The sequence below is a fragment of the Citrobacter sp. wls718 genome, assembly GCF_005280945.1.
In the GTDB taxonomy this organism is placed as follows: domain Bacteria; phylum Pseudomonadota; class Gammaproteobacteria; order Enterobacterales; family Enterobacteriaceae; genus Citrobacter; species Citrobacter gillenii.
Map to the genome: position 1 here is coordinate 110567 of NZ_SZWV01000020.1, position 14752 is coordinate 125318.

General features: G+C 52.6%; 10 protein-coding genes. 2 read left to right on the top strand and 8 right to left on the bottom strand.

The window, feature by feature from the left end:
- The 6 genes from FDW95_RS04030 to atoS form a co-directional block, all read right to left on the bottom strand.
- A partial coding sequence (locus tag FDW95_RS04030) for an acetyl-CoA C-acetyltransferase (RefSeq protein WP_137363422.1) occupies positions 1-1128 on the bottom strand: 1128 nt, incomplete at its 3' end.
- A gap of 30 nt (positions 1129-1158) precedes the next feature.
- Positions 1159-2481, bottom strand: coding sequence for a TIGR00366 family protein (locus FDW95_RS04035; RefSeq protein ID WP_115257935.1), 1323 nt, complete (start codon positions 2479-2481; stop codon positions 1159-1161).
- Positions 2478-3128 (bottom strand): 3-oxoacid CoA-transferase subunit B, encoded by a 651-nt coding sequence (locus FDW95_RS04040; RefSeq protein WP_115257936.1) that lies wholly within the window; start codon positions 3126-3128, stop codon positions 2478-2480. Before FDW95_RS04040 ends, FDW95_RS04035 begins: the two co-directional genes overlap by 4 nt.
- Before the next feature lie 2 nt (positions 3129-3130).
- Entirely contained in the window at positions 3131-3790 is a 660-nt protein-coding gene (gene atoD, locus FDW95_RS04045) for an acetate CoA-transferase subunit alpha (RefSeq protein WP_115257937.1), read from the bottom strand.
- 196 nt (positions 3791-3986) lie between these two features.
- Positions 3987-5372, bottom strand: a complete 1386-nt coding sequence (gene atoC / locus FDW95_RS04050; RefSeq protein ID WP_115257938.1) for an acetoacetate metabolism transcriptional regulator AtoC — start codon at positions 5370-5372, stop codon at positions 3987-3989.
- Complete coding sequence (atoS, locus tag FDW95_RS04055; RefSeq protein WP_115257939.1) at positions 5369-7207, bottom strand: two-component system sensor histidine kinase AtoS; 1839 nt, start codon at positions 7205-7207, stop codon at positions 5369-5371. Before atoS ends, atoC begins: the two co-directional genes overlap by 4 nt.
- 167 nt (positions 7208-7374) lie before the next feature.
- Between atoS and rcsC the strand changes: the two genes are divergently transcribed.
- A complete protein-coding gene (gene rcsC, locus FDW95_RS04060) occupies positions 7375-10221 on the top strand; it encodes a two-component system sensor histidine kinase RcsC (protein WP_115257940.1) in 2847 nt (948 codons plus the stop codon).
- A 114-nt stretch (positions 10222-10335) separates the two neighbouring features.
- Here the strand turns inward: rcsC and rcsB are convergent, their stop codons facing one another.
- Positions 10336-10986, bottom strand: a complete 651-nt coding sequence (gene rcsB, locus FDW95_RS04065; RefSeq protein WP_045445418.1) for a response regulator transcription factor RcsB — start codon at positions 10984-10986, stop codon at positions 10336-10338.
- A 16-nt stretch (positions 10987-11002) separates the two neighbouring features.
- On the bottom strand, positions 11003-13672 hold the full coding sequence (gene rcsD / locus FDW95_RS04070; RefSeq protein ID WP_115257941.1) for a phosphotransferase RcsD: 2670 nt from the start codon (positions 13670-13672) through the stop codon (positions 11003-11005).
- Positions 13673-14411: 739 nt separating this feature from the next.
- Here rcsD and FDW95_RS04075 point away from each other — a divergent pair.
- Positions 14412-14752 (top strand): porin (locus tag FDW95_RS04075; protein ID WP_137363420.1); only part of this gene is annotated, 341 nt, incomplete at its 3' end.

A 14752-nucleotide genomic window follows, 5' to 3' on the forward strand; every position in this document is an offset into this window, starting at 1 on the left:
AGCCAGTCCGAGAGTTTTATCCCGCGCTTGTAGCGCGTGAAGCAACGTGACCAGAATACGCGCCCCGCTGGCGCCGATAGGGTGCCCAAGCGCGATTGCTCCGCCGTTGACATTCACCTTTTGTGCATCAAATCCCAGCGTTTTCCCTACTGCCAGAAACTGTGCGGCAAACGCCTCATTGGCTTCAATCAGGTCGATATCAGACAATTGAAGCCCGCTCAGTTGCAGCACTTTTTGCGTCGCCGGAACCGGCCCCATGCCCATGATGGCGGGTGCGACGCCGCCGCCGGCATAGGCTTTGATCCGCGCCAGCGGCTTCAGCCCAGCAGCCAGCGCCGCCGCTTCTTCCATGATTACCAGCGCGGCGGCACCGTCGTTGATCCCCGAAGCGTTACCGGCCGTGACGGTACCCGCTTTGTCGAAGGCCGGACGTAATGCGGCAAGGCCTTCCGCCGTAGAGTCGGCTTTGGGGAATTCATCACGATCAAACATGATCGCTTTTTTCCGCGATACCACACTCACCGGGACGATCTCTGCCTCAAATGCGCCTGACTCTATTGCCGATACCGCTTTACGCTGCGACATCAGCGCCAGTTCATCCTGCATCTCCCGACTAATGCCATACTCCTTGGCAACGTTTTCAGCGGTGATCCCCATATGGTAGCCATGCTCGGCGCAGATCAGACCGTCGCGCAGGATTACATCTGACAACTGTCCGTCCCCGAGGCGATATCCCCAGCGGGCTTTGGCGTCTAACAGGTACGGTGCCTGGCTCATGTTTTCCATGCCACCGGCGACAATTGCCTGAGCCTGTCCGGCCTGGATTGCCTGAGCGGCAAGCGCCACGCTTTTGAGGCCCGAGCCGCACACTTTGTTGAGGGTAAAACCGCATACGGTGTCGGCGAGACCGCTTTTTAACAGCGCCTGGCGTGCAGGGTTCTGTCCTAAACCAGACTGCAGCACGTTGCCCATGATCACCTCGTCAACCCGGAGTGGGTCAAGGCGGGCGCGCTCTAGCGCGGCTTTAATCACGGTTGCTCCGAGTTCGACGGCGCCGGTGGTGGCCAGTGAACCATTAAAGTTACCAATTGCGGTACGCGCCGCACTGACGATGACACAATTTTTCATTTTTCTGTTCCCTTAAATAAGTGGTTGCCGTCAGAACAAGGTCAATCCAATGACGAAAATGACGCCGGAGAAAAGCAGGGCGGTGATGCAGTAGCCCATAATGTCGCGCACACCCAGCCCGGCGATAGCCAGCGCAGGTAATGCCCAGAACGGTTGCGCCATGTTCATCCACTGCTCGCCGTAGGCGATGGCCATCACCGATTTACCCAGGTCGGCACCGAGCGCCTGCGCGGCAGGCAACACGAACGGTCCCTGAATAACCCAGTGTCCGCCACCTGATGGCACGGCAAAGTTAATCAGCGCGGAACTGAAGAAAGTCATTAATGGGAAGGTGTCTTTGTTGGCGACGTCGATGAAGAATTCGGTAATCAGCCCGCCGAGACCGGAATGCTCCATCATTAGTTGGATCCCGGCGTAGAAGGGGAACTGTACCAGGATCCCCGCGGTGCTGCGGGCGGCGGCGCTGACGGCACGCATATAGGCCATTGGCGTTTTGTGCAGCAGCAGACCGGCAATCATAAACATCAGGTTGACGGTGTTGATGGTGAGGTTGAAACCCTTGTCGGCGAAATACAGTGCCAGGTAAGCAATCCCCAGTCCGCCAATGATCAGCGTCAGAATACGGCTCTCTTCCAGACGCTCGGACGGCGGTGCGTCTGGCGGGAGTTTCTTCTGGAAATCATCTTCTTCCAGCAATAATTTTGGATCGATGCTTACCACATCAGACGGTTTCGGCGTCATCATGCGTGTGATGAACGGCATGACCACAATGAGCGCCAGAGTGATGAAAATATTGAAATCGGTAAACAGGGTGTCGCTGACCGGAATTAACCCGGCAACGTGCTCGACCGGGTTGCCCGGCGTTGCTGCCAGCAACGGCATTGAGCCGGAGAAGCCGCCACCCCAGGTCAGAAAGCCGATGTAGGCGCAGGCAATCAGCAGCGGGTAGTCAGAGCCGGGTACCCGACGGGCGACTTCACGAGCAAACATCGCTCCCACCACCAGACCAAAGCCCCAGTTGATGACGCTAGCGACCGCGGCAAAGAATGTCACCAGCATAACGCCCTGTGTGGGGGTTTTAGCGGCTGAAGCGGCGGTGCGCAGCAGACTTTTAACCGGACCGGAGCTGGCCAGCGCGTGGCCGGTGACGATGATCAGCGCCATCTGCATACCAAATGCCAGCAGATTCCAGAAGCCGTCTCCCCAAAACTTGACCATGCTGATCGGTGTTTGCGGCGTCAACCACAGCGCAATGGCGAACGTTATCAGCGTCAGCAGCATGGCGAAGATCAGCGGGTCGGGCAGCCAGCGGCTGACGAAACGCGTCATAAAGCGTGACATACGGCCAATCATACGTCACCTCGCAGGATGACCAGGTCGGTGGCGACAGCAAATTGTGCGTCGGTTTTCTCACGCAGGGCGGTGATATCGCAGCCTTCCGCGATTTCTGTCAGCCACATTTTACCGTCAATGAAGCGGAAAACGGCGAGTTCGGTGACCAGCATATGTACCGCGTGCTGGGCCGTCAGTGGCATGGTGCAATGGCGGAGAATTTTAGCCGCGCCATCTTTCGCACAATGTTCCATGGCGATAATGACTTTACGCGCGCCGGTGACCAGATCCATTGCGCCGCCCATACCGGGCACCATCTTACCGGGAACCACCCAGTTGGCGAGGTTAGCCTGTTCATCAACCTGCAACCCACCGAGGACACAGGCATCAACATGGCCGCCGCGAATTAACGCGAATGACATGGCGCTATCAAACATTGCGGCACCGGGCAAAATACCACACGGTTGCCCACCGGCGTTGACCAGATCGGGATGGGCGGTGGTGACCGGACCCAACCCGAGAAAACCGTTCTCGGACTGCAAGGTAATGTGGATATCGGCTGGCAGGTAGTTGGCGACCATCGTCGGCAGACCGATACCTAAGTTCACCACGTCGCCGTCGCGAAGTTCTTGCGCCACGCGGCGCGCAATACGTTGTTTAGCATCCATAATCAGGCCTCCAGAGGGGAAATGATGTGGTCGATAACGGCGCCGGGGGTGATTATCTGGTCAGGGAGAAGCTCACCTATTTCGACCATTTCATCCGGCTCCACCAGCGTGAGGTCGGCGGCAAGGGCGATCAGTGGGTTGAAATTGCGCGCGCTGAGTTGATAGGTGAGGTTGCCAAGTATGTCTGCGCGGTGCGCACGAATCAGCGCCAGGTCTGCACGCAACGGGCGTTCAAGCAGCCAGGTTTTGCCATCAAGCGTCAGGGTCTGCTTGCCGTCTTCGACAATGGTGCCGACGCCGGTAGGTGTCAGAAAACCGCCAAGCCCGGCGCCGCCGCAGCGGATTTGCTCTATCAGGGTACCTTGCGGCACCAGTTGAACCTCCATTTCACCGGCAATCATGCGTCGACCGGTTTCAGGATTGGTGCCAATGTGCGAAGCAATCACTTTGCTCACACGGCCATTGACGATCAGCGGCCCGATCCCGGTATCGACAAAGGCGGTATCGTTAGCGATAAGTGTCAGGTCTCTGACGCCGGACTCAAGTAAAGCTTCAACCAAACGGGGTGGGGTACCTACGCCCATAAAGCCCCCGACCATGATGGTCATGCCGTCGCGAAAGAAATGTGTAGCGTCTTGTAAGGTAAGAAGTTTTGTTTTCATTCTATTTCCCTGTTGCCTGGTCCATTTTGGGTACATCAGGGAATTGCAAGCGGGATGCCAGAATGGTGAAATAGAAAGGAATATCGTTAATTCATTGAATCTGTAGGGTTATTTGTTCTCAGGCTATGTGATAGTGATGGGGGGGCTATGCAGAGTTTTGCGCAGTGTGCAAAATTCTGCATAGCAACTTTCTGTCTCAAACCCCTGTCGGGTCGATGTCATATTCTTGAAGTTTATACATCAGGGCGCGTCGGCTGATACCCAGCATCAGCGCCGTGCGGGTGCGGTTTCCGTCCTGTTGTTCAAGAACCTCCACGATGATCCGTTTTTCCTCGCGTTTAATTTCTTCTTTCAGGCTACGTTCCCCCGTTTGAGTGGGTTTTACTTCGGTTATTGCGCTGACGGGTGAACGGAACTGGTCGGGAAGATCGTCGGCAAAAATCACCGCGCCGGTGTTCATTACCACCGCGCGTTCAATCACATTGGAGAGTTCACGGATATTGCCCGGCCACGACCAGGCACTGAGGATCGACATTGCCGTTGGGTCGATATCGATGATATCGCGCTGATTCTCAGAACTGAATTTTTGTAAAAAATGGTTGGCCAGCAGGGCGATATCTTCCCGCCGCTCACGTAACGGTGGCAGCTGAAGGTGGATGACATTCAAACGATAAAACAGATCTTCGCGGAAAGTGCCTGCTTTCACCATTGTTTGCAGGCTACGGTTGGTGGCGGCGATAATGCGGATATCGACGCGAATGGTTTGATGCCCGCCGATGCGTTCAAATTCTCTTTCCTGCAAAATGCGCAGCAGCTTCGCCTGCAGGCCTGGTGGCATTTCGCCAATTTCATCAAGGAAAAGCGTACCCTGATGGGCGCGTTCGAATAAACCCTGGCGTAGCGTTTGCGCCCCGGTAAACGCCCCCTTTTCATGACCGAACAGCTCGCTTTCCAGTAACGATTCCGGCAGGGCGGCGCAGTTGATTTTGATAAAAGGACCGTTGGCGCGTCGGCTGTTGTAGTGGATTGCCCGGGCGATCAGCTCTTTTCCGGTGCCGCTCTCACCGCTTACCAACACGCTGGCCTGCGAGAGGGCGATTTTCGCCGTATCTTTACAGATATCCTGCATTAGCGGGCTGTTGGTCAGGATATGCCCCCATTGCCAGCTGGTGCTTAGCGCTTTATGCAGGTTGCGGATCTCCTGCTTCATCGCCTGTAGCTGCAACGCGCGCTGGATAACCAGGTTAAGCTCATCCAGATCGAAAGGTTTGATCACGTAATCAAATGCGCCGCTGCGTAAGGCTTCTACCGCCGTTTCGACTTCAGCGTAAGCAGTCATCAAAATGACGGGGATACGCGGTTGCTGAGTACGCATGGCTTTCAGTGCCTCAATACCGTCCATGACCGGCATGCGAATGTCCATCAACACTACGTCAGGCTGCTTTTCGTTAAACAGCGCCAGGCCAGCCTCACCGTCGCAGGCGCTGTGCGTCTCATGTCCTTGCAGAGAAAACGCGGTAGTCAGCATACGGCAAACATTGGCTTCATCATCAACGATGAGAATACGGTAGGTGGTTTTCATTCTGACGGGGTTTCCTGCGGATGAGTCGGTAAAATAAGGGTGAAGGTTGCACCGCAGCCCGGCATGCTGGCGACGCGAATATCGCCCTGATGGGCGTTAATAATCCGCTGGCTGAGGGCCAGACCAAGCCCTGTTCCCGAGGCTTTGGTGGTGAAGAACGGATCAAATATTTTTTTCTGCAGCGCAATATCGATGCCGCAGCCGTTATCCTCGATGGTCACCGCCTGTTGTGACGCCGCGTATTGCCAGGTACGGATCTTAATGTCACCGCGTGCGCTGATGGCTTGTACCGCGTTGATTAAAATGTTGAGGATCACCTGCTTAAGTAACTCGCGATCGGCAACGATCGCCGGCAGGTTGGGGTGTAACTCCGTGGTAAAATTAATGCGCGCCTGAATACCAGCGGTTTGAACCAGGATCAGCGTTTCTGCAATCAGCGTATTGAGCTGTACCTGCTGCCATTTGCTGCGTCGCGGACGAGAAAAATCCAACAGTTGCTGAATGACCCTGTTGATTGAGTCAATCTCGTTCAGCACCACGGATAAATATTCCTGATGCTCCGGCAAGGTCGTTTGTTGGCGGATAATCTGCACATAACCACGGATTGCCGTCAGCGGATTTCTCACTTCATGAGCCACTCCGGCCATCAGTTCGCCGAGGGTGGCAAGCCGTTCAGTTTGTGCCAGTCGCCGCTGGGTCTCTTTACGGGCGGTTAAATCGGAGAAGAAAACCAATGCGCCGATCAGTTCACCGTGTGCATTATGGATCCGGCTGGAAGTGACGCTTATCTCAATGACACGGTCGCGTCCGGGAAAGCTGACTTCCTGAGCGACATGTTCGGTACCATGTTCCAGCGTATCCAGCACCGGGCTGGAAAATGGGGTGTTGGAAAAAATCCTGGCATAAGGTTGCCCGACTAACTCATGCAACGTGTAACCGGTAATTTGTTCCGCTGCGGGGTTCATCGTGGTGACATCACCCTGCCTGTCGATAGCAATCACCCCGTCGGCGGCGTTTTCAATAATCAGATCGTTAAGGGTTTTGGTTTCCAGCAGCGTTTGCGCCAGCGCATTGACGCTGCGGCTAATTTGCCCCAGTTCGCCGGGCAATTCTGGCAGTCGGGTTGGCGTCTTTTGTCCCAGCGTTAACAGACCGTCGGTGATGATGTCGATATTGGCGCTGAGACGGCGGGAGAACAGCACGATCAGCAGCAGGCTGATGAGCAGTCCTACCGCCAGCACGGCGACGATTCTGACGTCCATTTTTCTCGCTTGCTGGCGAATATCTTCCGTCAGTTCGTTGGCCCAGATATAGCCAATAACCTCACCATGACGTTTGATCGGTAGCATTGAATTAAGGATGTCGCCGCGCACCTGTTGGCCTGAGACGACGATGGCCGACTGGGTGCTCATCACGTCACGTCCTGGGTGGTCAGGTGAGATAGTGAGTCCCACATTGCCCTGATAAAGCGCAGAAGGGGAGTAGGTGATCACGGCATCGAGGGCTTTGTGGTAGTAGCCCGCGCCCACGCCGGGAAACGCCTGTGTGATGCGCTCGGTGATGGGGCCCAGCGCCTGATTAAGCGCACGAATGCGCGCGTCACGCGGCAAATTTGCATAGTCGCTAAAACGATCGCCCAAGGCATCGTTTAGCAGGGCTAACACTGATGACAGTTTTTTCTCTTTTTCAGATAAGACTGCTGAACGGCCTTCGGTTTCTACGATATAACCAATGGATATCGTCGGTACTGTCACCATCAGAATGGCCATCATGATCATTTGGTTGCGTAAACGTCGCGGGGTTAAACGACGCGTCAGCCATTTCAGGTCGGGCATTCTGACATCCGTACAAGGTATTTAAGTCAAACGACGATTATCAGGGGTTAAGATAATGTTTTCTCAGCGGTGTATCATATTCCCGTAAAGAGAGGGCATTGCGACGCCGGGCATTTACCGCTACCTTAACCACACTTATTCATACCCTGAGGCGGAGCTTCGCCCCTTTGAAATACCTTGCTTCTGTTCATGCAACCCTAAAAGTCTCACGCTACCTATTCAGAGCGCTGGCGCTGCTGGTCTGGCTTCTGATTGCTTTTGCGAGTGTGTTCTACATTGTGAATGCGCTGCATCAGCGAGAATCGGAGATCCGTCAGGAGTTTACGCTTAGCTCCGATCAGGCGCAGCGCTACATTCAGCGCACGTCTGATGTGATCAAAGAGCTGAAATATATTGCAGAGAACCGCTTAACAGCGGAAAACGGCGTGATGTCGCTGCGGGCGCGGGATGACAAAACCGTGGTGCCCAATTTTGAGCCGCTGTTTGCTGATTCCGACTGTGCGGTGATGGGCAACGCCTGGCGTGGTTCACTGGAATCGCTGGCGTGGTTTATGCGCTACTGGCGCGACAATTTCTCCGCCGCCTATGACTTAAACCGCGTGTTTCTGATCGGCAGCGATAACCTGTGTATGGCCAACTTTGGTCTGCGTGATATGCCCGTTGAACGCGATGAGGCGTTGAAAGCGTTGCATGAACGCATCGTTAAGTACCGCAATGCGCCGCAGGACGAAAACGGCAATAACCTGTTCTGGATAAGCCAGGGGCCGCGTCCGGGCGTGGGCTATTTTTATGCGCTGACGCCGGTGTATCTGGCTAATCGCCTGCAGGCGCTACTCGGCGTTGAGCAGCCGATTCGTATGGAAAACTTCTTCACGCCGGGTAATCTGCCGATGGGCGTGACTATCCTTGATGAAAATGGTCACGCGCTGATTTCGCTGGCTGGCCCTGAGGGGACGATCAAAGCTGAACCGCGTTGGATGCAGGAGCGTTCCTGGTTTGGTTATACGCCGGGTTTTCGCGAGCTGGTGCTGAAGAAAAATCTGCCGCCATCATCGCTCAGTATTGTGTATTCCGTCCCGGTCGATCTGGTGCTGGAACGTATTCGCATGTTGATCCTCAACGCTATTCTGTTGAATGTGCTGGTGGGCGCGGCGTTGTTTATGCTGGCACGTATGTATGAGCGACGTATTTTTATCCCTGCGGAAAGCGATGCCCAGCGTCTGGAAGAACATGAACAGTTTAACCGTAAAATTGTTGCCTCTGCGCCAGTCGGTATTTGTATTCTGCGCACTATCGACGGTATTAACATCCTGAGTAACGAGTTGGCGCATACCTATCTGAATATGTTGACCCACGAGGACAGGCAGCGGCTCACACAGATCATCTGCGGTCAGCAGGTTAATTTCGTTGATGTGCTCACCAGCAACAATACCAATCTGCAAATCAGCTTTGTGCATTCGCGCTATCGCAATGAAAACGTGGCGATTTGCGTACTGGTTGATGTTAGCGCACGTGTCAAAATGGAAGAGTCGCTGCAGGAGATGGCGCAGGCAGCGGAGCAGGCTAGCCAGTCTAAATCGATGTTCCTCGCCACGGTCAGCCATGAGCTGCGTACGCCGCTGTACGGCATTATCGGCAACCTGGATTTGCTGCAAACCAAAGAGTTGCCGAGTGGTGTCGATCGGTTGGTCACGGCGATGAACAACTCCTCCAGCCTGCTGCTGAAAATTATCAGCGATATTCTCGACTTCTCAAAAATTGAATCTGAACAGCTTAAGATTGAGCCGCGTGAGTTTTCACCGCGCGAGGTGATGAACCACATAACGGCCAACTACCTGCCGCTGGTGGTACGTAAGCAGCTGGGATTGTACTGTTTCATCGAACCGGATGTGCCGGTGGCGTTGAATGGCGATCCCATGCGCTTGCAGCAGGTGATCTCTAATCTGTTGAGCAATGCGATTAAGTTCACCGATACCGGCTGCATTGTGCTGCATGTGCAGCGTCATGGTGATTATCTCAGTATTCGCGTACGTGATACCGGCGTGGGTATTCCGGCCAAAGAAGTCGTGCGTCTGTTCGATCCGTTCTTTCAGGTCGGCACCGGGGTTCAGCGTAATTTCCAGGGGACCGGATTGGGGCTGGCGATTTGTGAAAAACTGATCAGCATGATGGATGGTGATATATCCGTCGATTCCGAACCCGGAATGGGCAGCCAGTTTACGGTGCGCATTCCACTGTATGGTGCGCAGTATCCGCTGAAGAAAAGTGTGGAAGGGCTGGCCAATACCCGCTGCTGGCTGGCGGTACGTAATGCTTCACTGTATCGCTTTATCGAAGCCAGCCTGACGCGTAACGGGATGACGGTGCTGCGCTATGAAGGTCAGCAACCCGACGCTGATGACGTGCTGATTGCCGATGATGTGCAGGAACAGGCATGGCAGGGACGCGCCGCGGTGATTTTCTGTCGCCGACATATCGGCATTCCGCAGGAGAGAGCGCCGGGTGAGTGGGTGCACAGCGTGGCCTCACCGCACGAGCTGCCTGCGCTGCTGGCGCATATATATCGCGTTGAGCTGGAGGATGAAAATCTCTCCAGCGCGCTGCCTGCCCCGGATAAAATCGGCAGTACCCACGATGACATGATGATTCTGGTGGTTGACGATCATCCGATCAACCGCCGCTTGTTGGCCGATCAGCTGGGATCGTTGGGGTATCAGTGCAAAACCGCCAATGACGGTGTGGATGCGCTCAATGTGTTGAGCAAAAATCATATCGATATCGTGTTGAGCGACGTCAACATGCCGAATATGGACGGTTACCGCCTGACGCAACGCATTCGTCAGCTGGGGCTCACACTGCCGGTGGTTGGCGTAACGGCGAACGCACTGGCAGAAGAGAAGCAGCGTTGTCTGGAGTCAGGGATGGATAGTTGCTTATCCAAGCCGGTGACGTTGGATGTGCTGAAGCAGACGCTGACGGTGTATGCGGAAAGAGTGAGAAAAACGCGGGGATAAAAAATGCCGGATGGCGGCGTTTGCCTTATCCGGCCTACGGAACATACCTCAATGAGGTATCGTTCGTAGGCCGGATAAACGTAGCGCCATCAGGCATGTTGATGGTAAAAGGAATCAGTCTTTGTCGGACGGGCTTAGCGTCACGGACGAGAGATAATTCAGCAGGGCGATATCGTTTTCAACGCCCAGTTTCATCATCGCGGACTTTTTCTGGCTACTGATGGTTTTAATGCTGCGGTTGAGCTTTTTGGCGATTTCAGTGACCAGGAAACCTTCCGCGAACAGGCGCAGAACTTCGCTCTCTTTCGGCGAAAGACGTTTGTCACCATACCCGCTGGCACTGATTTTCTCCAGCAAACGAGAAACGCTTTCTGGGGTAAATTTCTTGCCTTTTTGCAGCGCCGCCAGTGCTTTTGGCAGATCCGTTGGCGCACCCTGTTTCAGCACGATCCCTTCAATGTCGAGATCCAGCACCGCGCTGAGGATCGCCGGGTTGTTGTTCATGGTCAGGACGATGATCGACAGGCTCGGGAAATGGCGTTTGATGTATTTAATTAACGTGATCCCGTCACCGTATTTATCTCCCGGCATAGAGAGATCGGTTATCAACACATGCGCGTCTAATTTCGGCAAATTGTTGATCAGTGCAGTGGAGTCTTCAAATTCGCCGACAACGTTCACCCATTCGATTTGCTCAAGTGATTTACGAATACCGAACAGTACAATCGGATGGTCATCGGCAATAATTACGTTCATAGTGTTCATGTATTGGGCTACCTTGCTACAGCAAGCTCTTGACGTAAGTGTCAATGTCGCTGATGTACTTTTCTATACCTGGAGCATCTTTTTCTTGAATAAGATGTTCCAGCGCTTCACATAACTGCTTGCCGGGTACCAGATTAAGCATGGCAAACACGCCTTTCAGGCGATGGGCGGTTTGGGCTAACGCAGCGAAATCGCTGGTTTCCGCCTCAGTATACAACCTCTTAACATCATCCGGTACTGTGTCTACAAAGAGTGCATAGTAACCACTGGCATGAAGTTCGGCGTTTTCATCTCCGCCGAGGGGGATTTCCTGGATCTCTTCCTGCGCCAGCTGCTCTTCTATTAGCTCGAGGACAGCTTCCTGCATAGCATTGCTCATATTAAAGTTGACGCGCAGCTGACCAGGGCCAATTTTGCGTACGCCAGACTCATCATCGCTTAAAAGCAAGCCCGAGGCAGTAAGATTAGACGGATTATCAGTTAAAAAGAGATCATATTCTTGACTACTCAACCGTTCATCGGGCGTGATGCAGGTGGCTCCCCAGTTTTCTAACTGACGTAATACGATGCTACGTACCTCACTGGAGGTGACATCAACCATTACGCAGACGTCATCCAACAGGCGCTCTTCAATGTCAGCATGTTGGTCATGCAGCGGCATTTTAACATGGACGATATAACGCGTTCCAAGTTCTTCACGCGCTTTGATATTCAGGTGCCCGCCCAGTTTACGGGCCAGCTGATCGCATAGCCAAAACGTCAGCGGGTTGGCTTTGCCATAGCGATCGCCCTGCGTTTCATTGATGAACGGAAAATGTAGATTATCAATTTCATTCAACGTTACGCCTTCACCAGTATCCAGAATACGGAAGGTAAGGCGCTCTGCCTCTGATTCATCCTGGTCAACTTCGAGGGTAATTTTCCCAATTTGCGTGGTGGTTACCGCGTATTGAATCAACAGCAGCAGAATACGGCGCAGGGCGTCACGGTCGCCGCGGCGTTCATCGCTGGCGCTGAGGTTATTTTTAATCAGCAGCTGCAGGCCTTTGCGTTTAATGACCGGCAGAACGTCAGGCACCACTTCATCAATTAACGTTTGAACGGAGAACAACGTGGACTCGCTTTTCCAGCTGTCGCTCTCGAGAATATTGGCCAACTGAATTTCATCAACCATTTGCACCAGCACATCGGCCTGATTTGCCAGTTTTTGGCTGTCAGGCGTATTGAGTGCGGCGGCATTAACGGCCAGTATTCTGGCCGGATCTTTCAGGGCACTGCCGATATTCTGCATAAATGCGGCGCGGGCCTGCTGATTTTTCTCATACAGGCGCTGGGCTTGTTTCAGTTTTTTATTCACCAGCACTTCTTTGTCCTGGTCGCGAATAATAAAGATCTGCGTACGCGGTGATATCTGGCTGCGGAACAGTCGGATTTCATACAGTTCATTATTAATGGTGGCCTGGATCACGCCCTGATGTTGCTCAGCCATGCTGGTTATGTTTTGCAAATTCAAATGCGGCAGCAGGTGGTCGGCAATTTTATTGCTGATGACCGTACGGTTAGCCTCCTGGTCGTGCACCAATAAGCCCAGCGGCAGCAGTGAAACAATCTCTTCGTTGATTGCTCGCAAAACGCGTAATTCATTATTGGCGGCAAGATTTGGCGCCACGTCGGTCGAGCGGGCAGGGAGGTGGCGAAAGGTGGTATAGCCAAACAACGCCAGTGCCAGCAATGCGATGTTCAGCAACAGCGGCAGCAGGATATTTTGCAAGGTGTCGAGCAGCAATGAACCGAACGGGACCTGCCAGACCAGTCGCATATCCGTTGAGTTTAGCGCCGATGAAATCTCAATTTTGGCGTTATTGAAGCTGATACTGACGCTGTCAGGCGACTCTTTTTCATTACTGTGCTCGACCGTTGAGGTGGCATCAGGTTCCAAATGAAAACTGTCCAGCGGCATGCCTGGCGGGATCAGATCATTAATGGGCAGGTCAAACGCCACCACGGTGGCCAGATGTCCCGGCTGATTAAAGGTGGTACGCAGCGTGAAGTAATGGCCGTTTTGCCAGACCAGGCGGCGCAGCGAGGAGAAGCTTTCACGTTCATCCAGCGCATTGGCCTGCTGTAGCATTTCTGCGCGGCGCGAATCGACGATATTACCAATCGTCGACTCTTTAAAGCCGGAGGTCAGATCTTTCAGTGGCAACGTCGAAATCAGGATCAGGCTGTTGTCCTGGCCATTGAGATAATACATTGACCACGGGACATTCTCGGCTCCCCACAGGGTATCCAGGTAGGTTGAGATACGCTGGGTCATCTCCAGCGTTGAGCTGTCATGCGAGCCAAAAATAAGCGCTTCGGTTTTTCTGCGTGGTTTCTCAAGATAGTAGATATCTTGTTTCAAACGGGTTTCTTGTAGTCCATCCGCTGTGGCGGATTGCGGGGTGGCGGCAATATTGTCATAAATTTGCCACGTGACGTACCGCCAGGTATCTACTCGTTTATGGATGGCATGCGTGATATCGACAATCTGATAGCTCTTATCTTTTAGCCAGGTGTTGACCGCGCTCTGGACCATCACGCCCATCATCACTAACAGCACAACGATCAGTAATAAGAAGAAACGGGTAATACTTCCCGGAAGTAGGGAAAATCGGGTAGAAGCCGTTGTGTCTGACTGACTCATTCGTGTTTAAGACCTGTTAGAACGATGCTTAAGATGAAGGGGCAGTATAAAGGGTAATGGATGAATTGCCATACTCTCGCAGCACCGGACGCATGGCATGTGTTTACCGCACATCTTGCTTCGTCACGGCGTGGTCAATCTGTACAGCCCACCGTGTCAGGTACAAATAGAAATCTTGAACCTAAGAAATTAGCATTAAATAACAAGAAATTATTAGATAAGCTTAGGTGTGATTAATACACAAAGAAATAGTTAATAATTGTTATAGTTTTTGGTTGGTAGCACAGGACTGTCAGTTTTGTGTAAATTAGGGTAAAAAAAACCGAACGCAGAGCATTCGGTTGAAATAGGGGTAAACAGACATTCAAGAATGAATGACGGTAATAAATAAAGTTAATGATGATAGCAGTGCTATTTTAGTTGCGAGTGAAGATTTTGTTTTGTCATTCAGTGCTATGAGTTTTTTGAATGCAATTAGTTGATTTATATCGTTATATGTATGCTTCTTGACTATTTGTGCTTATTTTGCTCATTTTTTGATTTTTAAAAAGTTCCCTGATATTAACATTTTGAAACATCTATGTAGATAAATGAAACACCTTTAAAGTTTTAGTATCATATTCGTGTTGGATTATTCTGTGTTTTTGCGGAGAATGAAGTTGCCGACTGGTTAATGAACGTAATCAGTATGCAGTGGCATAAAAAAAGCAATAAAGGCATATAACAGAGGGTTAATAACATGAAAGTCAAAGTACTGTCCCTCCTGGTCCCAGCTCTGCTGGTAGCAGGTACCGCGAATGCGGCTGAAATTTACAACAAAGACGGCAACAAATTAGACCTGTACGGTAAAGTCGACGGTCTGCACTATTTCTCCGATAACAAAGGTGATGATGGTGACAAGACTTACATGCGTATCGGCTTCAAAGGCGAAACTCAGGTTAACGACCAACTGACCGGTTACGGCCAGTGGGAATACCAGATTCAGGGTAACGCGGCTGAAAGTGAAAACAACTCCTGGACCCGTGTGGCGTTTGCGGGTCTGAAATTCGCTGATGCCGGTTCTTTCGACTACGGTCGTAA